The sequence below is a fragment of the Phycisphaeraceae bacterium genome (assembly GCA_019636655.1).
Lineage (GTDB): Bacteria > Planctomycetota > Phycisphaerae > Phycisphaerales > UBA1924 > JAHBXB01.
The window spans coordinates 98434-117051 of record JAHBXB010000007.1 but is presented as its reverse complement, the minus strand read 5'-3'; the positions used below and the strand labels follow the sequence as shown (position 1 = coordinate 117051).

The 18618-nt window shown below is 68.1% G+C and carries 18 protein-coding genes and 2 tRNA genes; 7 read left to right on the top strand and 13 right to left on the bottom strand.

Features of this window, described 5'->3' with window-relative positions:
* Nucleotides 1-18: 18 nt before the first annotated feature.
* From KF745_15105 to KF745_15090, 4 genes are all read left to right on the top strand, one after another.
* The gene (locus tag KF745_15105) at nt 19-498 is read left to right on the top strand and encodes a response regulator (GenBank protein ID MBX3359745.1); all 480 of its coding nucleotides are present in this window, start codon (nt 19-21) and stop codon (nt 496-498) included.
* Between the two features lie 106 nt (nt 499-604).
* Nucleotides 605-979 carry a hypothetical protein gene (locus KF745_15100; protein ID MBX3359744.1) on the top strand — a complete coding sequence of 125 codons (375 nt, stop codon included), beginning with the start codon at nt 605-607 and terminating at the stop codon, nt 977-979.
* A gap of 82 nt (nt 980-1061) precedes the next feature.
* Nucleotides 1062-1499: a hypothetical protein gene (locus KF745_15095; protein ID MBX3359743.1), complete on the top strand. Its 438-nt coding sequence runs from the start codon at nt 1062-1064 to the stop codon at nt 1497-1499.
* A gap of 4 nt (nt 1500-1503) precedes the next feature.
* On the top strand, nt 1504-1806 hold the full coding sequence (locus tag KF745_15090) for a hypothetical protein (GenBank protein ID MBX3359742.1): 303 nt from the start codon (nt 1504-1506) through the stop codon (nt 1804-1806).
* Nucleotides 1807-1905: 99 nt separating this feature from the next.
* Here KF745_15090 and KF745_15085 read toward each other — a convergent pair whose 3' ends face one another.
* The 8 genes from KF745_15085 to KF745_15050 all read right to left on the bottom strand — a co-directional run bounded on the left by KF745_15085 (nt 1906) and on the right by KF745_15050 (nt 8023).
* A complete protein-coding gene (locus KF745_15085) occupies nt 1906-2844 on the bottom strand; it encodes a fibro-slime domain-containing protein (GenBank protein ID MBX3359741.1) in 939 nt (312 codons plus the stop codon).
* A 296-nt stretch (nt 2845-3140) separates the two neighbouring features.
* A complete protein-coding gene (locus KF745_15080) occupies nt 3141-4073 on the bottom strand; it encodes a fibro-slime domain-containing protein (GenBank protein ID MBX3359740.1) in 933 nt (310 codons plus the stop codon).
* Between the two features lie 256 nt (nt 4074-4329).
* On the bottom strand, nt 4330-4977 hold the full coding sequence (gene nusG / locus KF745_15075; GenBank protein ID MBX3359739.1) for a transcription termination/antitermination factor NusG: 648 nt from the start codon (nt 4975-4977) through the stop codon (nt 4330-4332).
* A 60-nt stretch (nt 4978-5037) separates the two neighbouring features.
* Nucleotides 5038-5739 carry a preprotein translocase subunit SecE gene (secE, locus tag KF745_15070; protein MBX3359738.1) on the bottom strand — a complete coding sequence of 234 codons (702 nt, stop codon included), beginning with the start codon at nt 5737-5739 and terminating at the stop codon, nt 5038-5040.
* A 131-nt stretch (nt 5740-5870) separates the two neighbouring features.
* Nucleotides 5871-5943 (bottom strand) — tRNA-Trp (locus KF745_15065).
* 73 nt (nt 5944-6016) lie between these two features.
* Nucleotides 6017-6202, bottom strand: a complete 186-nt coding sequence (gene rpmG / locus KF745_15060; protein ID MBX3359737.1) for a 50S ribosomal protein L33 — start codon at nt 6200-6202, stop codon at nt 6017-6019.
* Between the two features lie 170 nt (nt 6203-6372).
* Nucleotides 6373-7575 (bottom strand): elongation factor Tu, encoded by a 1203-nt coding sequence (gene tuf / locus KF745_15055; protein ID MBX3359736.1) that lies wholly within the window; start codon nt 7573-7575, stop codon nt 6373-6375.
* Between the two features lie 376 nt (nt 7576-7951).
* Nucleotides 7952-8023: transfer RNA gene (locus KF745_15050), tRNA-Thr, on the bottom strand.
* 280 nt (nt 8024-8303) lie between these two features.
* Here KF745_15050 and KF745_15045 point away from each other — a divergent pair.
* Nucleotides 8304-9002, top strand: coding sequence for a hypothetical protein (locus KF745_15045; protein ID MBX3359735.1), 699 nt, complete (start codon nt 8304-8306; stop codon nt 9000-9002).
* Nucleotides 9003-9014: 12 nt separating this feature from the next.
* Here the strand turns inward: KF745_15045 and KF745_15040 are convergent, their stop codons facing one another.
* The 4 genes from KF745_15040 to KF745_15025 form a co-directional block, all read right to left on the bottom strand.
* A complete protein-coding gene (locus tag KF745_15040; GenBank protein MBX3359734.1) occupies nt 9015-10088 on the bottom strand; it encodes a DUF4105 domain-containing protein in 1074 nt (357 codons plus the stop codon).
* An 82-nt stretch (nt 10089-10170) separates the two neighbouring features.
* Nucleotides 10171-11604, bottom strand: coding sequence for a cardiolipin synthase (cls, locus tag KF745_15035; GenBank protein ID MBX3359733.1), 1434 nt, complete (start codon nt 11602-11604; stop codon nt 10171-10173).
* A gap of 48 nt (nt 11605-11652) precedes the next feature.
* On the bottom strand, nt 11653-12486 hold the full coding sequence (locus tag KF745_15030) for a hypothetical protein (protein MBX3359732.1): 834 nt from the start codon (nt 12484-12486) through the stop codon (nt 11653-11655).
* Nucleotides 12483-13049, bottom strand: a complete 567-nt coding sequence (locus KF745_15025; protein ID MBX3359731.1) for an RNA polymerase sigma factor — start codon at nt 13047-13049, stop codon at nt 12483-12485. The genes KF745_15030 and KF745_15025 overlap by 4 nt, the downstream gene beginning before the upstream one ends.
* A gap of 407 nt (nt 13050-13456) precedes the next feature.
* Between KF745_15025 and KF745_15020 the strand changes: the two genes are divergently transcribed.
* Nucleotides 13457-15505, top strand: coding sequence for a S8 family serine peptidase (locus KF745_15020; protein ID MBX3359730.1), 2049 nt, complete (start codon nt 13457-13459; stop codon nt 15503-15505).
* A gap of 28 nt (nt 15506-15533) precedes the next feature.
* Here KF745_15020 and KF745_15015 read toward each other — a convergent pair whose 3' ends face one another.
* Nucleotides 15534-16790, bottom strand: coding sequence for an amidohydrolase (locus KF745_15015; GenBank protein MBX3359729.1), 1257 nt, complete (start codon nt 16788-16790; stop codon nt 15534-15536).
* 78 nt (nt 16791-16868) lie between these two features.
* Between KF745_15015 and der the strand changes: the two genes are divergently transcribed.
* Nucleotides 16869-18566: a ribosome biogenesis GTPase Der gene (gene der, locus KF745_15010; protein ID MBX3359728.1), complete on the top strand. Its 1698-nt coding sequence runs from the start codon at nt 16869-16871 to the stop codon at nt 18564-18566.
* The last annotated feature ends 52 nt before the right edge of the window (nt 18567-18618 follow it).

Genomic DNA, 18618 nt, shown 5'->3' with positions numbered 1-18618 from the left:
AGCAAGGACCAGCAACAGATGAGCAGCGGCCGACTTGAAGGTGTGCGCGTCCTGATCGTCGACGACGACGAGGATGTTCTGGAGGCGATCGACACCGCTCTGCAGTCCGAGGGAGCGGAGACCAGACTCGTCAAGGATGGCAACGCCGCGGTCCTGGCCTGCCAGGATGACCCGCCGGACATTGTCGTCCTCGACATGATGCTGCCGAGGCGGTCCGGGTTCCTCGTCCTTGAGAAGATCAAGGGCAACGAGGACAGCCCGCTGGTGATCATGGTCACGGCCAACGAGGGCCGGCGGCACCAGGCGTACGCCGAGTCGCTCGGCGTCGACAAGTACCTGCTCAAGCCGGTTCCGCTAGAGCGGCTAATCGACGTTGCGGTGCAACTGCTCGATAAGGAAGACGCCGAGGACGAGGCCGCCGGGGAGGGCGAGCAGGCCGAGTCCACCGCCGCCCCCGATGAGCCGCCGGCGAAGCCCTCCCGTAAGCGTCCTAAGTAGCCCCATGGACAGTTCGTGCCGCGCGCGCCGTGGGATCGTCCCGCGGCTGCGTTCGCTATGATCTCGCCGTTGAGCGGGGAGTGGGCAGTCGGTGGGACGGGGGGGCGTGGAGAGGACGCTCGCGTTGGCCCGTCGCAGGCAGATCTATCTCGTGAAGTCCGCCTCGGCGATGTCGGGCTCGGCCCCGGCCGGCGCTGGCACGCTGGTGCCGCTGGGCGAGTTGTCCGGGCTCATCGAGTCGCTCCGGCCGTTCAACACCGCTCCCGACGGCTCGGGCCCGGCGGGCTGCGGCGACAGCATCGGGGTCGCGGTTCTGCACGGACCCGGGTTCACGATCGAGATGCCCACGGGCACCGACGAGGTCAACCAGGCGATCGTGTCGCTGCAGGACGAGGACTTCGCCTGGGCCGTCCTCGGCAAGGCGTGCAAGTCGCTCGGGTGGCGGATGATGGACCCCGACAGCGGCCGCACCTTCGGATAAGGCGTCCGCGTCTGCCGACCGCACCGCCGCGACCTATCGTTAGCCCCGGCGCCGCGGCGCTTCCCATATCCCGGACAGGACCATGCCCCAAGAGACCAAGGCGCATCCAGACTTTGATTCCCCGACCGGTGTGTTCAGCGCTCACCCCGAGTCGCTCGCGGGATGGACGGTCGATCTCGCCGCGGAAGCCGGGACGACCATGGATGTGCTTGAGAAGGCATTCGACTACCGCGGCGACGTCACGCTGCACCTGGCGGATGGCCGGGCCGTGTCGGGGTATCTCTTCGACCGGCGGCGGGGCGCGGGCCTCGCAGATTCGACGGTCCGCCTGATGCCGGCCGAGGCCGCGCCGGGGGGCGGCAACCAGAAGATCGGCGTCCGCTATAGCGACATCCGGCGGATCGAGTTCTCGGCGCGCGACCCCGCGGCGGGCAAGTCCTTCGAGACGTGGGTCAAGAAGTACATCGAGAAGAAGACCAAGGGGGAGGTCGCGAGCATCGAGTCCGAATCGCTCGACTAAGCCCATGCCGACGTACGTGTACGAAATCCTGGACAGGCAGGGCGCGGGCACCGGCCGTACGTTCGAGGCCGTTCAGTCGATGAAGGACTCGGCGCTGTCGAAGCACCCCGAGACAGGCGAGCCCGTCCGGCGCGTGCCGCAGGCCCCGAACATCGCCGGCGCGATGTCGCCGCTCAAGACCAAGAGCACGCTGAGCAACAAGAACCTCGAACGGATGGGGTTCACCAAGTACGAGCGCAAGGGCAAGGGGTACATGGAGCGGACCGCCGGCACGCAGGGCCCGCGCAGCATCTCCGCCGACGACTGAGGCCCCGCGGGGGGCGGGCGCAGAAAAACGCCCGGGAGCCTTTGGGCCGCCCGGGCGGGAGAGTGCCGTCGCCTTGCGTTCACAGGGCCCGACGATCGATCAATCGAACACCGCGGCGGCCGACGGCAGCTGAGCCGGCAACAGCGTGAGCGTGGTGTCGATGCGGAAGTTGGACTGCGTACGGTGGCGCTCCGCGAAGAAGAACTTCAGCGAGTAGGTCTTGTTGTCCTGCAACCAGGCCAGGCGGTCGAGGTCGATCGTCTGGCTGACGGCCGAGTGGACGCCGCCCAGGTCGATGACGCACTTGCCGTCGATGAAGACGAACACGTCGTCGTCGCCGGTGAAGGTGAAGACCTGGCCGGCGCCGCGCTTGTACACGAATCGCGTGTCGATCTCGTAGGTGAAGTGGAAGTTCTTCGTCTCGCCGCTTGAGTTGCCGAAGAGCTCGCCGTTGATGGGGAAGAACCCGCCGCGGCCCTTGAAGAGCTCGTCGGTCTTGTCGTCGAACGTGTACATGTTCGAGTTGGGCTGGCGCTTGAGCGTGACGGCGTACGGGGCGGCCATGTTCACGCCGGGGACGTCCCGGAACCACTTGGCGAAGTTCTCGGCGTTGGTCGTCGAGCCGCCGAGGCTCGTCTCCTTGACGCCCGCGATGTCGCCGGGCTTGGCCGCGATGTGGCTGCGCGGAGGCGAGATGTTGCGGTTCATGGAGTCCCGCCACTGGGTCGAGACCTTGTAGCCGGTCGACTGGAACACGGGCTTGCCGTCCGCGTCGAGCTGGTCGGCGACCTCGCCGGCGTACATGCCGAAGCCGCGGGTGGGGGTGCGCTCGAAGTCCGCGTGCCCGCCCTGGGAGACGGAGAGCTCCTTGAAGTCACGGACCACGCCCGAGAGCGTCAGCGACGTCGGGAGGTGCTCAAAGGGATCCGCCGTCGCCGCCGCGCCGGAGTGCGGGGCGGAGACCATCGCGAGCCCGGCGGCCGCCAACACACCGAGCACCGAAACCGAAGCAAACACGCTGCTGGACTGCCGGTTCATAGTCAGGCTCCTCGTTCAATGGCCTTGCCTTCAGCGGCAGTCGGCCCGGCTTGGCTCCCTGCACGGCCCCCCTCGGGCAGGCCGGTCGAACGTCGACCGCTCACCTTCAGATGTACGATTCACCGGTGGGCGAACAAGGGGGTTGGGGGTGATCGCGGCGGGAGGCTGCGAACCTGTGCGGTCTGCACGGCCGGCCCTCGATCCCTGCCGCGAGGTTCTGCGGGCAGGTCCGAAGAAAAACCCCCGCCGTGGGGCGCGGGGGCACGTGCGCCTTGATTGGCAATCCTGCCGAGGGGTCAATCGAACAGGAACGCCGTCTTGGGCAGCTCGGCTGGGAGCAGGAACAGGGTGGTATCGATGCGGCAGTTGGACCGTGTGGTCCGCCGCTCGGCAAAGAAGAACTTGAGCGAGTAGGTGGATCCGTCGCGCAGGCCGTGCTTGGAAGCGAAGCGGTCCAGGTCGACCGTCTGTGAAACGGCGCTGTGCACGCCGCCCACGTCGATCGCCAGCTTCCCGTCGATGAACACGTACACGTCGTCGTCGCCGACGAAGGTGAAGGTCTGGCCGCCGCCCTGCTTGTAGACGAACCGGGTCGAGAGTTCGTAGGTGAAGTGGTAGTTGTGGTGGTAGGTCGGGTTCATGTCGTTGTAGAGGTCGTTATCGGCGGGGAAGAAGCCCTCTCGCTCGGCGGTGGACTCGTTGTCCTGCTCGTGGAAGCTGTAGATGTTCGTGTTGGGCTGGCGAGAGAGGACGATGGAGTGCGACTTGGCCATGTTCGTGCCCGGCACGTCCCGCCACCACTGCGCCATCGTCGCCTGGGAGGTGACGGCCCGTGACGAGGGGGAGGCGAGCGCCCCCGCGGCGTCGCCCTTGGACTGGTCGTACATCGCCGGCATGATGTTGCGGCCGCGGCTGTCGCGGTATTGCGTCTGGACCGATTTGCCCTCGCCGATGTAGACAGGCTTGCCGTCGGCGTCGAGTTCAGCGGCGACAAGGCCGACGCGGTGGCCGGTGTTGTAGGCCTCGAAGTCCGCGTGGCCGCCGGGCGTTCCCGCCGCGCGGAAGTCCCGCACGGTCCCGGCGAGCGTGATGGCCGCCGGGAGGTCGGCGTAGGGATCGCTCGAGAGCGCCCGGCCGGTGCCGGGAAGGGAGACGACGGTGAGCCCCGCCACAGCGATGATCCCCGCTGCCGACACCGCCGCATTCCTGCCGTGAGTTCCGCGCGCCATGACGTGTCCCCTGCGTTGGCCCGGGGAGGGTGCGCAGCGCGGTCCGGGCGTCGTCGCCCCACCCCCGGGCGCATCTTGACTCCCATCGCGCCCGAGCATCACGGGCGCCTGTACTCCAGACATGAGATACAGGGCGCGGAGCGGCCTCGAACCGGGGTTCGTGGGATGGATGATCGCATCCGGTCGCGCGGCCTGTGCGGACGGCGCGGACACGCGGTCACGGCCTTCGGCGGACGGGTGGAGACGGCCTGTCGGATCAGACCTCGTCGGCCTTGCCCAGCTGCCACTCCTCGAGGTCGATTGGGGCCTGGCGGCCGAAGATCGTGACCAGCACGCGGACGACGCCCTTGTCGGGGAACAGCTCGTCCACCGTCCCCTCGTAGCCCTCGAAGGGGCCCTCCTTGACGCGGACGTTCTCGCCCTTCTGGAAGACGAGCTTGACAGTCGGTTGGTCCTCGGGCTTGCGAGAATCGATGAGCATCTTCTCGATCTCGTGGTCCTTCATCGGCGTGGGGCGCCCCGCGGTGCCGACGAAATCACCGACGCCGGTCGTCTCCTTGATGAGGAAGAACACGTCCTGCGGGATACGGCCGTCGGGCTCGAGGCGCATCTCGACGAAGACGTAGCCGGGATAGAGCTTGCTCTCGACGATCCGCTGCTTGCCGCCCTTGACGGTCTTGGTCTTCTCGGTGGGGACCAGGATTCGGCCGACCAGGTGCTGCATCGCCTCGATCTGGACCTTGCGCAGCAGCGTCTCGCGGACGTACGACTCCTTGTTGGAGGCGACGCGGAGCACGAACCAGTTCATATCACCCTGCCGGATCGGATCGTCGCCGGTGATCACACCGGCCCGCTCCGGGGCACCCTCGGTTTGGCTGTCGGTCGTAGCGTTCTTGTCGGACATGGCTGGAGCACCCTTTCCCGCCCACCCCGGGGCATCGAGCGAAGAAGACACGCCGATCGGTCAGGATCCCGAGCCCGTCGCCAGGATGCCGATCGCGCGGAAGAACAGGGAGAACACCTGGTCGAACCCGTAGAGCACGCCGGCGATCAGCACCGACGCGAAGATCACCACGCCGGTGGACCGCACGATATCCTTCCGAGTGGACCAGTTGACCTTCTTCATCTCCGTGTCGGTGGCGACGAGGAAGTCCACCGTGCCGGGGCGGATCGCCACGACCCAGTAGATGATCACGGCGCCGATCAGCAGGACGATGCCGACCGCGGCGCCCTGGACCATCAGCGGCTCGACGGCCGCGGAGGCGGTGGGCGACCCGGTGACCTCGCCGGTGAAAGGCGCGGCCCCGCCCGCCGAGACGCGGCCGGCGCGGCTCAGGTCGGACTCGGGGGTGGCCCCGACGAACCCGGAGACGCGGAGCTCGGTGTTGAACTGGTCGTAGGAGAGCACCTTGGCGGTGCCGATCGAGGCGGGTGCATCGCCGGGGCGAGCGGGCTTGGCGAGGAAGGTCACCACATCGCCCGGGCTCACCGCGCCGTTCGTGCTCTTGAGCTGGAAGGACCAGACCGACTTGGGCAGCGACTCGAACGCGAGCCCGGCCTGGGAGTACACCCACGCCGAGGTGGCCAGGACGACCACCGCGAGCAGCGAGGCCGTGAGCACCCGCACCCAATACCCCTGCCCGGGCTTGTAGATTCCGATGGCCATCAGGACACTCCGTCCCCGATCCGTGGGGAGAGACCAGAACGCGTGCCGCGGCCTCGGGGCCCGGGGTCGGTTGACGGGATCGTTCCCCCGTCAGCCCCGGCCGCCGCAGAGTCTTCGACCGCTCGCACGAACACGCCGGGAGGGACTTGAACCCGCAACCTGCGGATTTGGAATCCGCTGCTCTACCAATTGAGCTACCGGCGTAAGGACTCGGCCAGGGACAGGCCGTTCGCCGCGGGATACACGCCGGAGCGAGCCGCCCGCGGCGTGAACGGGCTCACTTCCTCTTGACCTTGTGCAGCGTGTGCTTGCGCAGACGCGGCGAGTACTTCTTGAAGCCGGCCTTGATCTTCTCGGCGACACCGCCTTTGACGTTGATCTCGGTGCGGTAGTTCAGGTCACCGGTCTCGGTGCACTGGAGCCACACGAACTCGCGGGCGGCCGCTTTTCCCTTCTTTGCCATCGCGAACGACCTCTTTCAAGGAACCTGGTTTCGGGGCCGCCGGCTCCCGTGCGGTTTCGACGCCCGGCGGACCCGATTGGGATACTCGAACCTTCGGAAATCCGGCCCACCGGGTTCATCCGGCGGGCCGGGGATGGATCAAGCGGCCGGCCGCGGGGCCGGGCCGGGGCTTACTCGATGATCTCGGTGACGGTGCCGGACCCGATGGTGCGGCCACCCTCACGGACGGCGAAGCGGAGGCCCTTCTCCATGGCGACGGGCTTGTCGCCGAGGTCGACCTCCATCTCGATGTTGTCGCCGGGCATGCACATCTCGGCGCCGCCGAGGAGCTTGACGGCCCCGGTGACGTCCGTGGTGCGGAAGTAGAACTGCGGGCGGTAGCCGTTGAAGAACGGGGTGGTCCGGCCGCCCTCTTCCTTGGTCAGGACGTAGACCTGGCCCTTGAACTTGGAGTGGGGCTTGATGGAGCCGGGCTTGCAGATGACCTGGCCGCGCTCGATCTGGTCCTTCTCGATGCCGCGGAGCAGCGCGCCGACGTTGTCGCCCGCGATGCCCTGGTCGAGGGTCTTCTGGAACATCTCGACGCCCGTGATGGTGGACGTCTTGTTGTCCTTGTGCAGGCCGACGATCTCGACGGCGTCACCGACCTTGACGATGCCGCGCTCGATACGGCCGGTGGCGACGGTGCCGCGGCCCTTGATCGAGAAGACGTCCTCGACGGACATGAGGAAGGGCTTGTCGGTCTCGCGGGCGGGCTCCGGGATGAACTGGTCGATCGCAGCGAACAGCTCGTCGATGCACTTGTTGGCGGCGTCGTCCTTCGGGTTCTCCAGCGCGGGCTTGGAGGAGCCGCGGATCACCGGGACCTCATCGCCGGGGAAGCCGTACTTCTTGAGCAGGTCGCGGACTTCCATCTCGACCAGGTCCAGGAGCTCGACGTCGTCGACCAGGTCGACCTTGTTCAGGAACACCACGATGTAGGGGACGCCGACCTGGCGGGCGAGCAGCACGTGCTCGCGGGTCTGGGGCATCGGGCCGTCCGCGGCGGACACGACCAGGATCGCGCCGTCCATCTGGGCGGCACCGGTGATCATGTTCTTCACGAAGTCGGCGTGGCCCGGGCAGTCGACGTGGGCGTAGTGCCGCTTGTCGGTCTCGTACTCGGTGTGCGAGGCCGCGATGGTCACGGTCTTGGTCGCGTCGCGGACGGTGCCGCCCTTGGTGATTTCCGCGTAGGACTTGGTCACCACGCCGAACTTCGCGCCCGACCGGGCGGAAAGGGCCGCCGTCAGCGTGCTCTTGCCGTGGTCGATATGCCCGATCGTCCCGACGTTGACGTGGGGCTTGGTCCGCTCAAAAACTCCCTTCGCCATCTGTGAACCTCCAACCGTGAGTACTGGTGTGTCCGTCGAAACAGTCGAGACAACCGGTGCAACCTTAGGATCCAACCAACCGAACCCCGAGATCGACAGGCCCACCGCCCGTCGCCGCCCGGAGCGAAACTCGAACAAACGCGGCGGACGAACCGGCAACCGTGCCGGAACACCGCCGTGCACCCCCTCCGACCTCCACCGACAAACGCCGCTTCCCGGCCCGCTCCCCCGGACCGAACCCGCCTGGGAAGGGCCGGAAGTCTATCGCCCTCAACCCTTCCGGTCTGGGGCGGACCGGATTTCCGGCCAAGCCCAGTCGGCAGGCTGAGGAAACCCGGCGGGGAAGGCCGGGGTACCACGGAGCCGAGCCTCAAAAAGCCGCTGATGGGACTTGAACCCACGACCTCACCCTTACCAAGGGTGTGCTCTACCACTGAGCTACGGCGGCCTTTCGTAAACAGTATCCGCTCCGGAGCCTGTAAGCCCCGGCGCGGTGGGATGATACCTGAGGCGGGGGGGAGGTCAACAGGCACCGGGGGCGCGGGCCGGCCAGCCCGCGCCGACCGCCCCGGACCGAATTTGCGGTAGCATGTCGGGCCGTTTCCAATGTTGCCCGTCTTCGGGACCGCTCCAACAGAAAGGCGTACCCCATGAATCCCCTTGACTTGACCGGTGCGAGCCTCCATTCCGGGTGCTGCAATGCGCACTCCGGCGCGCGGCGGAGGTTCTTGAAGGGCTCCCTTCTGGGGGCCGCGGGGTTGGTTGGGGTCGGGGCGATCGGGTCCGGCGTCGCTCTTGGCCGGACGGTCCAGCCCCTCTCCAAGGAGCAGCGAGACGCGCTGACCCCCGAGGAGATCATCGCCCGCATGAAGGCCGGGAATGAACGGTTCCGCTCGGGCCGGCTGCAGACTCGGGACTTTCTGAGGGAGCAGCGGGAGTCCGCCGCGGGCCAGTACCCCAAGGCCGTGATCCTCAGTTGCATCGACTCGCGGGCCCCCGCCGAGATCGTCATGGACATGGGAATCGGCGAGGTTTTCAACTCCCGCATGGCGGGCAACATCGCCAACGCCGATGTGATCGGCGGCATCGAGTTTGGCTGCAAGGTCAGCGGGGCCAAGGTGCTGCTGGTGATGGGCCACACGGCCTGCGGCGCGATCAAGGGGGCGATCGACAACGCCACGCTCGGCAACCTGACCGGGCTGCTCGCGAAGATCCGGCCAGCGGTCGAGGCGACGGAGTTCGAGGGGGACCGGACCTCAAAGAACCCTGCTTTCGTCGACGCGGTCGCGCGGAAGAACGTGTCGATGACCATCGACGTGATCCGCGCCCAGAGCCCGGTGCTCGACGAGATGGAGCGGAAGGGGACCCTCGACATGGTCGGCGCCATGTACAACCTTGAGACCGCGCAGGTTGAGTTCTTCACCTGACTCCGGCCGGGGTCACCCGCCCGGGCGGGTCGGCGCGGCGGGGATCGAGGGCAGGCCCTCGCGGATCCGGGCGGAGAACTCGGTGGAGCCCTCGGCCGCCTGGGCCCTGGTGTTCACCCGGCTCTGCGCGCGGAACTCCGGGAACGGGAGCGGCGTTGAGAAGTGGCCGGACTCGTAGATCACCCGGTCCCACCGGCCGTTCATCAGCAGGTTCGGTTTGAGCGGGATCCACGGCCGGCGTGCTGCGGCGCTGTAGATGATGTTCATGCCGCAGGAGTTGGTGACGGCGTTGTACCACTCGGGCCGGGTCTCCATCGAGATGGTCCGGTCGAGGTAGTCGAGGAAGATCCGGCGGAGCCGCTCGGGCTTGAACTCGAGGCGGTAGACGAACACCTCCTCGCCCCGGTGGTTGGTCCGCAGCCCGATCACGTCCCGCTCTTCGGCCCAGATGTAGATGAGTTCGTACTGGCGGTAGAGCCCGCGGATCGCGGAGTATTCGTCGCCCTTCTTCTTTCTCGTTTCAATGGAGCAGCACAGGAACTGCCCGTCGTCGAACCCGAAGGTGACGAAGGTGTGGCAGATCAGCGTCGGGCCCCAGTAGGACATGATCAGGTCGATGCTCTTGAGGCGGGAGAGATCGACGGTGCGGGTGGTGTACCTGGCGTCGTAGTCAGCCTCGGAGCGGTAGGCGAAGTCCCTGACGTTGCGGATCGTCACGCGATCACCGTCGATCTGCACCGACGGCGCGACCGCCACATCAGGCATCCAGTCCCGCGTGTTGGACGCCGGCGTCAGCAGGAACCAGATGAGCACGACCCCGAAAGCCCCAAGGAAGATCACCAGGGCACTGCGGCGACGCGGGTAGAACCCGGCAAGGCCGACGCACCCGACGATGAAAACCCCCGTGAGCGTCACCCGAACCCAGGCCCAGGGCAGGTTGGAATAGAGGATCGCGCCGACGGACCACAACGCCGCGATCACAAGCGAGAGCCACAGCACGCTCAGACCCGCCAGAGCGAGACTGCGCCGCCAGCCCGTCCGTTGCGTCGCACGATCCTCAACGACGCCCTCGGCGGATTCGGGCACAGGTTCGGCGGGAGATTGTTGCTGCTGCTGATGATGATGATGATGATGAGACATCGCCTGGGCTCGTTAGCGATAGCGAAGTCTACAGCAGCGGGCTCATCAGCCGCGCCAGATTCTCCGCGATCTTCCGGCGCAGCGGGCGCCGCCGCCACACCTCCAGATCCAGCGGGTTGCTCTCGGCGAAATATCGCTCCTGGATGCGGCGCAGGTCGGCCGTCACTCCCTTGTCGTACAGGACCACGACCGCCTCGGCGTTGAGCACGAATGAGCGGATGTCCATATTGCTCGACCCGATCAGGGCGATCTCGCCGTCGATGCTCACGTGCTTGGCGTGGAGGAACCTGGCGTGGTACTCGTGCACGACCACCCCCATGCTCAGGAGTTCGTCGTAGTAGGATCGCTGCGCCAGGCACACCAGCACCTGGTCGGGCTGGCTGGCGACCACGATGTGCACCTCGATGCCGCGCAGCACGGCGGTCTGCAGCGCCTGCAGGAGCGCCTCGTCGGGGACCAGGTACGGGGTGGTCAGCACCACCCGCTCCCTCGCCGCGTGGATCAGCGCCACCACCAGCCGCTGAACGTTGGGGACGGGGAAATCCGGGCTGCTCGGCAGCACCTGGGCATCGACGCTGCCCGCCTTGTCCGGCGCTGGGAAGTGCCCCTCCAGGTCCAGCATCTTCCCGGACTCAAGGAACCAATCCGCGGCGAAGAGCGCCTGCAGTTCCAGCCCCACGGGGCCGACGAGCCGGACCATGAGATCCTCGTACGCAAGCCCGGGCTTGAACGTGGAGTCCACGATATTCTGCGAGCCGGTGTGCGCCACCGCCCCGTCGATCACTGCGATCTTGGCGTGGTTCCGCAGGTCCAGCCGCGCCCGTGGATGGAACATCTTCACCGGCAGCGAGCAATGGGCCTCCGCTCCTGCCGCGTGCAGCGCCGCGAGCGTCCCTGCCCGCCAACGAGACGAGCCCAGGTAGTCGATCAACACGCGGCAGGCCACGCCGCGGGCGGTCGCGCGCCGGATCGCCTCGATCACCTTCATCCCCGTGGCGTCGTTTGCGAAGATGTAGAACATCAGGTGCACGCTCTGCGCAGCGCTGTCGATGTCCGCCACCAGCCGGTCGATCCAGGCGTCGTACCGGTCGATGATCTCGGTCGAGTTGCCCGCGAGCGGCCGCATCCGACCCAGGTTCCGGACCAGCAGGCTCGCGTGCGCCAGCGACTCGGGGAGCGGAGGCTCGGCGACGAACCCGGCCTGGCTGATCCGCTCGCGGATCGGCTCGGCCACCGGCGGCAGTTTCGCGACCTGGTCCAGCCGCCACTTGGGGTACGTCGGCCGCCCGATGAGGTGATAAAGAATCAGCCCCGGCCATGGCAGGAAGAACAGCAGCAGCAGCCACCCCTTCGCCGCGGCGGGCGTCCGCCGGAACGGAACGACCACGATCATGATCAGGCGGATGACCCACTCCGAGGCAAAGTAGAGGGTTGTCCAGGTGGTTGGGTCGTGCGGGAGCATGGCGCGCCAGCCTACCCGAGAGCGCCCGGTCCTGTGGAGGGCGCGCCGCTACGGCTCGTACGCGTGATCGATCACCGCCGATCGATCCAGCGGTGTGATCTCGTACATCACAACCCCGGGCAGGCTGCGCTTGAACACGTTCAGCCCCGCCCCGCCCGGCACCCTCGCGTCGTCGCCGGACTTGCCCATCAGCACCAGCACCGGCCGCCCCTCGACCTTCGCCAGCAGCATCGAGGTATACCCCGACAACGGCGACTGGCCGTACGTCCAACCGACCAGCGCCACGCCGTTGGCCGGGTGGAAGAGCACCGCGCGGCCGAGCGCCTTGCGCGTCGTGTCCTTGAACTCCTCATCGTCCTTGCACGCCCAGTCCGGCGTCCACGACTTGGCCCCTTGCGCCGAGTAGATCGCTGTGGCCGTCAGCGACGGGTTGGCGCCCTCGCCGCCCGACGGGCCCGATGTCGAGAACGCCGCGAGGTACACGCCGATCCCGCCGGCGATCGCCACGACCGCGGCGATCGCGCCGTAGTGCACGCGGTTCGGCCTCCAGCGGCCGGTCGCTGCACCGGATGTGTGGGCAGCGGGGTCGGGCGCCTCCACCGTTTTCATCGGCGCTGGCGGAGCACTGCGCGGAGCCGGGGCCGACTCGGGCTCGAGGTCCAGGCTCGACTCTATCTCGGGAGCAGCTTTAACGGCTCGCATCGGCGGGGGCGCGAACACCGCGCGCAGCCTCGCATCGAGCCGGAGTTGCACATCCAGAGCCGACCGAAGCGCAGCATCGGTGCTCAGTTGTGCCTCGAACGCGGCCAGTTCGGCGCCGACGAGCGTGCCGTCGAGGTACGACTCAATACGTGCATCGGACTCGTTCATCGGTTGACTCACGAACTCCCCCCTTTCGGTCTCTGGCCATCCGCGCTCGCCGGCCCCGATCCGGCGAGGGATGCTCGCATCTGCCGCCGCGCGCGATGGACGTGGCTCATCGCGGTCCCCTCGGGAATGTCCAGCGCCACGGCGATATCCCGGTAGGGCATCTCCAGAACCACCCGCAGCAGGAGGCACGCCCTGGCCTGCTCCGTGAGTTCGTGCAGCGCACCGAGCATGCGGTCATCGAACACAGTTTCCGCGGCGACGATCTCGCCTCGGGAGTTCACCACCGGGGCGAACGCGACGCCGGGGCCATGCCCCGGAGTGGCATCCAGGGCCGATGGATCAACACCCCCGGTGCGATGACGCTGGTGTTTGCGGCGCTGGTTGATCGCCGTGAATCGCACAATCCTCGCCATCCACGCCAGGAAGCTCGTGCCCGGCTGGAACTCGTGCAGTTTGCGCAGGCCCGTCACGGCGGCGTCCTGCACGACATCCGCCGCCCCTGAACGGTCGCCCAGCACGCCGGCGGCGATGCACCACAGGGCTCGGTGGGCGTTCTGGTACTCGGTGGCGAACATGGCTTGGTCCAGGCGCGGAATCGGCGCAGGCGACCCCGACCTCCCCGAGAACGCAGGTCGCGTTGGCGCCGCTTCCATCCCTGAATCCATGTCGCGAGGGGCCACGATGCTTGCATCCTATTAGGACGCGCGGACGAACCGGTACCGCTCGACCGTCGTGCAAGAAGTAGACATGGTTCTAGGACCCGGCGTCCCGTGGCTCTGCGAACTTTCGGTCCGTCGGCGCCGTTGGTAACGCGTTCGCCACACCCGCCAAACCGATTGGACTGGCGTTGCGAAGAGATGTGAGTACACTCGAATACTGCCGATCGGCTGATACGCACAAAAACCACACACCCCTGTGCCGCCTGCCAGACGGGCGTTACCGGACGCCCAAGCGACCCCACCCGCAAGATCCGACCAACGCCATGCGCACGACCATGATGAGTCAACTCGCTGCCGGTCTGAGCGTCCCGGCCTCCGTGCTTTCTGTCCTTATTCTGGCGTGCGGTGCGGCCGCATCGACCGGATCGTCCGACGTCCGCGCCGCGGCCGGGCCTACCAAGAACGCGAAGGCTGTCGCTTTGGCCCCGGAACGCATCGTGCTGTGGGCCGGCGCCGGGTCCGAGGCGTTCCTGATCGACACCCCTGACGCCCCGACCAGCCCTGCCGCCCGCGACAACGCGGACATGGCCACCGCCGCCGACCCCGCACCGGCCCCCACGCCCGGCTACACCATCACCAACACCGTCTTGATCAAGGCCGCCAACCTCGGTGCCGCGCAGCCGGTGCTCGATGCCGCCAAGGCCACCGCCGCTCCCATGGCCTCGCTCTCTGGCTGGCACATCGCCACCGCCCCATCCGTCCGTTCTGCGGCGGCCCTCGCCGCGGCCCTGCGCGCCGGCGGCGCCGTTGAGGAGGCGTACGTCGACATCGCCCGCCCGATGCCGCTCCGCACACCCAACGACCCGAGCCTCTCCCTGCAGTGGCACCTCCAGAGCCTGGCGCCGGGGACGATCGATGTGAACGTCGTTCCCGCGTGGAACGCCGGCTTTACCGGGACGGGGATCACCGTCGCCGTCGTGGAGGACGGCTACTCGACTACCCACCCTGACATCCTGAGCAACTACGACGCCGCGTCGAGCATGGCCGGGAGCGGGCTGACCGGGCACGGCACGTCTGTCGCCGGCCTGGTCGCGGCGACCGGGAACAACGGCCTCTTCGGCGCCGGCGTCGCCTATGGCGCCAAGGTCTCCAAGCTGTACCGCGGCTCCACCAGCGTTGATCACGTCACCGCGTTTGGGTTTCGCAACGACGTGAACTTCATCAAGACCAACTCCTGGGGCCCGTTCGATAACGGCCTGATCACCTACCTCACCGCCGCGGAGCGCGACGCCCTCGCCCAGGCCGTCGCCACTGGCCGTGGCGGCAAGGGCACTGTCTTCTGCTGGGCCGCGGGCAACGGCGGGGTCTTCGACCGGCTCGACTATGACCCCTTCGCCTCGTCCCGCTACGTCATCGCCGTTGGCGCGGTCGACAACACCGGCGTGCGCGCGTACTACAACGAGACCGGCGCCTCGATGTTCATCGTCGCACCGTCCAACGCCGACGGCATCCACCCATCCATCTACACCACGACCGGCACCGACACCTTCGGCAACGGCTTCGGCGGCACGAGCGCCACGTCGCCGCAGGTCGCCGGCGTGATCGCCCTCATGCTCCAGGCCCGCCCCGCGCTGACCTGGCGCGACGTCAAGCACATCCTTGTCCGCACCGCCAGGTGGACCGACGCGTCCAGCCCCGGCTGGCGGCTCAACGGCGCCGGCCGCCGCATCTCGTACGACTACGGCTTTGGCGCCGTCGACGCCGCCGCGGCCGTCTCGCTCGCGCAGGCCTGGCCCTTGGTCCAGCCCGAGCAGTCCTTCGCCACGCCGCTCCTCAACGTTGCCACGCCGATCCCCAATGCCAGCACTCCCGGCGTCACCCGGACGACCCTCGTCGGCTCGTTCCTGAACGTCGAGACCGCGGAGCTCGTGCTCAACGTCTCCCACACCGCCGTGGGCGACCTGCGTGTCACGCTCACGTCCCCCTCCGGCACCGTCTCGGAGTTCGCCACACCGCACCCGGACCCCACCGACAACTACACCGGCTTCGTCTTCACCACGGCTCGCTGCTGGGACGAGCGCAGCAACGGCGTCTGGACCGTCTCGATCTCCGACGAGCAGGGGCCCGCCGACAGCGGCACGTTCAACTCGTGGCAACTCAAGATCTACGGCACCACCGCCTGCCCCGCCGACTGGGACGGCAACGGCACCATCGAGCCCGCCGACATCGCGGCTTACGTCCAGCAGTGGGTGGCCGATGTCTCCGGAACGACCACGCGGACGAACTTCGACGCCGACCCGCAGATCACCCCCGCTGACCTTGCCGGGTTCATCCAGGCCTGGGTCGCGGCGCTGAACTCTGGCGGCTGCTAACCCTCCCCAACCCGCAGATAGGCCGGGCTCAGTCTCGCTCCAGCGCCAGTCCGCACATCACCTCGATTCCTGTCTCCATCGCTGCATCAACGAAGTCGAACTCCGGCTGGTGCAGCGAGGGGTATCCCGCGCCGCCGCGATCCGGCATTCGTTCCGGCGGGCACAGCCCGAGCATGAAGAAGCAGGCGGGCACGTGGTGGCCGTAGTAGGAGAAGTCCTCCCCCCCCATGGTCGGCTCGTCCACTTTGCACACACGGGCATCCCCGAGCGCGCGCCGCGCGGTCTCGAAGAACCGCCCGGTTGCTCCCTTCTCGTTCTCCGTTACGGGGTACCCCTCCTCCCACTCGATGCGTGCCTCGCATCCCATCGCCCTCGCCGTGTGCTCCGCGATCGCGAACAGGCGTTCCTTCGCCAGCACGCGCATCCCCGGCGTGAGCGTCCGCACCGTCCCGCCGAGGCGTACCGACTCGGGGATGATGTTCCGTGCCGTTCCCCCGGCGATCGTCGCCACCGTCACCACCACGCTCTCGAGCGGCCCCACGCTGCGCGAGGTGATCGTCTGCAGGGCCCCGACCACCTGGGCCGCGGCCACGATCGGGTCGCGGGCAAGGTGCGGGTACGCCGCGTGCGCCTGCGTCCCCTTCACTGTCACCGTGAACCCGTCCGTCGCCGCCAGGAGCGGCCCGACGCGGCTGCCTACCACGCCCAGCGGCAGCTGCGGCCATCCATGCAGCCCGTAGATGACCCGCACGGGCTCCCCAAGCCCGGCTCCCCCGCCTTCCCCGCCCCCCCGGCTCGCATCGTCTCCCTCAAGCACGCCCTCCTCGCACAGCCGCCTGCCGCCCGCGCCCCCCTCCTCGGCGGGCTGGAACACGAGCGTGACGCTGTTGGGCCGCTCCGATAGTGTCGAGAGCACCCGGGCCACCCCGAGCAGGTTCGCCGTGTGCCCGTCGTGCCCGCAGGCGTGCATCACCCCGGGCGTGGTCGACGCGTACGCCGCCCCGGTCCTTTCGACGATCGGCAACGCGTCCATGTCCGCCCGCAGCGCTATGGCACCGCGTCCGTCTGCCCCCGGCACGGTCGCCGGAAGGTGGGCCACGACCCCGGTGCCGCCCGCCAGCCCCGCCCTGTGGCGGATACCCAGCCGGGTCAGTTCCCGTACAACGACCCCCGCCGTCCGCCGCTCCTGATACGCCAGCTCCGGATGGGCGTGCAGGTCATGGCGGAGGGCCGTCAGCTCCGGCATGGCCTCGCGGATGATCTGTCGCAGACGCTGGTTGGGCATGGTTAGAGTCTACGACTTGCCGGTGCCGCGAACCTGCGGAGCCCGGCATCCGCCAGTTCAAGCCTAAAGTCCGCCCCTATGCCGCTCCCTCGCGTTGCTATCGTCGGCCGACCCAATGTCGGCAAGTCCTCGCTGCTGAACATGCTGGCCAAGGACAAGGTCTCGATCGTCGACCCCACGGCGGGCACGACGCGCGACCGGGTCTCCACCATCGTGACCCTCGACTCCCCCGACGGCGAGGGCCCCGACCGCGAGCTGGACCTCACCGATACCGGCGGCTACGGCGCCTATGTCGCCGAGGGGCGCCGCTTCAACGAGGTCGGAGCTGATCTCGCTTCGCTGACCCACGACATCGAGCACCAGATCTCCGAGGCGGTCCGCTCCGCCGATCTGGTCCTGCTCGTCGTCGACGCCCAGGCCGGCATCACCCCGGCGGACGAGACCGTCGCCCGCCTGCTCCGCGAGCGCGTCCTGGGCGCCCGCGAGCCCACGGCCCCCGCACGCGCCAAGGGCGCGGCCAAGCCCAAGGCCAAGCCGGGCGCCAAGAAGGCCGCCGACAGGAAGGCCGAGGCAAGCCGCAAGGTCCGCGTAGTCGTTGTTGCCAACAAGGTCGACGGTCCCCGCTGGGAGGGGCACGCCGCGGAGGCCGCGAGCCTCGGCTTCGGCGAGGCCCTCTGCGTCTCGGCCCGCAACAACTACCGCCGGCGCGACCTCATCGACAACCTCTGGACCATCGCCGGCGAGCTCGCCGCCGAGCAGGACGAGGCCCCGGCCGCGGAGGACCTCAGCGGCGCCATCCGCGTCGCTATCGTCGGCAAGCGCAACGCCGGCAAGAGCACGCTCGTCAACTCCCTGGCGGGCGAGAAACGGGTCATCACCTCCGAGATCGCAGGCACCACCCGGGACGCCGTGGACGTCAAGTTCGAGATCGACGGCAGGACCTTCATCGCCATCGACACCGCCGGGCTCCGCAAGAAAAAGGCCTTCGCCGACCGCATCGAGCACTGGGCGTTCGACCGCATGGTCCGCGCCATCCAGCGGGCGGACGTCGTGCTCATGCTCATCGACGCCACCGAGCCCGTCTCCCAGGTGGACGAGACGCTCGCCAAGATCGTGAGCCAGTCGTACAAGCCGGTCGTGCTGGTCGTCAACAAGTGGGACATGGTCGAGGGCCGCAAGAGCGACAAGGGCAAGGCCGTCTCCCCCGACGCCTACGAGAAGTACCTCCACAAGGCCATCCCGGGCCTCGCCTACGCCCCGCTCTCCTTCGTCGCCGCCTCAAACGGCCGGAATGTCCGCAAGACCCTGGACCTCGCCCACGAGCTCTTCGAGCAGTCCCGCGAGCGCGTCACCACGGGCAAGCTCAACCGCCTCGTACGGGGGATCCTCGAGACCCGGGGCCCCGCGAGCAAGCTCGGAACCTTCGCCAAGGTCTACTACGTCGCCCAGGTCGCCGTGCAGCCCCCCACCATCGGCCTGGTCGTGAACAAGCCCGAGCTGTTCAAGCAGGAGTACGAGCGATTCCTGATCAACCGGTTCCGTGACGAACTCCCCTTCGGCGAGGTGCCCATCAAGCTGCTGATCAAGGGCCGCAAGCGCCGCGACGGCACCATCCCCTTCGCCGACATCTTCGAGCAGGAGGGCGAGTTCGACGAAGCCGCGGGCCAGCCCCAGCGCGTCCCGCGGGTCACGCGCCCCAAGCGGGCCCGCTCGATCGCTGAGATCTCCAAGGAATGGTCGGAATCCGACGCGGCCGCGTTTTTCGACGAGGCCTGAGCCGGCGGGGCCGCTCCGGCGCCGTGTGATCGTGGACACGACCACCTAACGC

Coding starts and splice junctions, on each gene's coding strand:
- secE (MBX3359738.1), bottom strand. CDS start 5,739: ATGGCCATCGGAATCTACAAGCCCGGGCAGGGGTATTGGGTGCGGGTG.
- KF745_15020 (MBX3359730.1), top strand. CDS start 13,457: ATGCGCACGACCATGATGAGTCAACTCGCTGCCGGTCTGAGCGTCCCG.
- KF745_15095 (MBX3359743.1), top strand. CDS start 1,062: ATGCCCCAAGAGACCAAGGCGCATCCAGACTTTGATTCCCCGACCGGT.
- KF745_15025 (MBX3359731.1), bottom strand. CDS start 13,049: ATGTTCGCCACCGAGTACCAGAACGCCCACCGAGCCCTGTGGTGCATC.
- KF745_15080 (MBX3359740.1), bottom strand. CDS start 4,073: ATGGCGCGCGGAACTCACGGCAGGAATGCGGCGGTGTCGGCAGCGGGG.
- KF745_15085 (MBX3359741.1), bottom strand. CDS start 2,844: ATGAACCGGCAGTCCAGCAGCGTGTTTGCTTCGGTTTCGGTGCTCGGT.
- KF745_15015 (MBX3359729.1), bottom strand. CDS start 16,790: ATGCCCAACCAGCGTCTGCGACAGATCATCCGCGAGGCCATGCCGGAG.
- der (MBX3359728.1), top strand. CDS start 16,869: ATGCCGCTCCCTCGCGTTGCTATCGTCGGCCGACCCAATGTCGGCAAG.
- KF745_15090 (MBX3359742.1), top strand. CDS start 1,504: ATGCCGACGTACGTGTACGAAATCCTGGACAGGCAGGGCGCGGGCACC.
- KF745_15105 (MBX3359745.1), top strand. CDS start 19: ATGAGCAGCGGCCGACTTGAAGGTGTGCGCGTCCTGATCGTCGACGAC.
- tuf (MBX3359736.1), bottom strand. CDS start 7,575: ATGGCGAAGGGAGTTTTTGAGCGGACCAAGCCCCACGTCAACGTCGGG.
- nusG (MBX3359739.1), bottom strand. CDS start 4,977: ATGTCCGACAAGAACGCTACGACCGACAGCCAAACCGAGGGTGCCCCG.
- rpmG (MBX3359737.1), bottom strand. CDS start 6,202: ATGGCAAAGAAGGGAAAAGCGGCCGCCCGCGAGTTCGTGTGGCTCCAG.
- cls (MBX3359733.1), bottom strand. CDS start 11,604: ATGCTCCCGCACGACCCAACCACCTGGACAACCCTCTACTTTGCCTCG.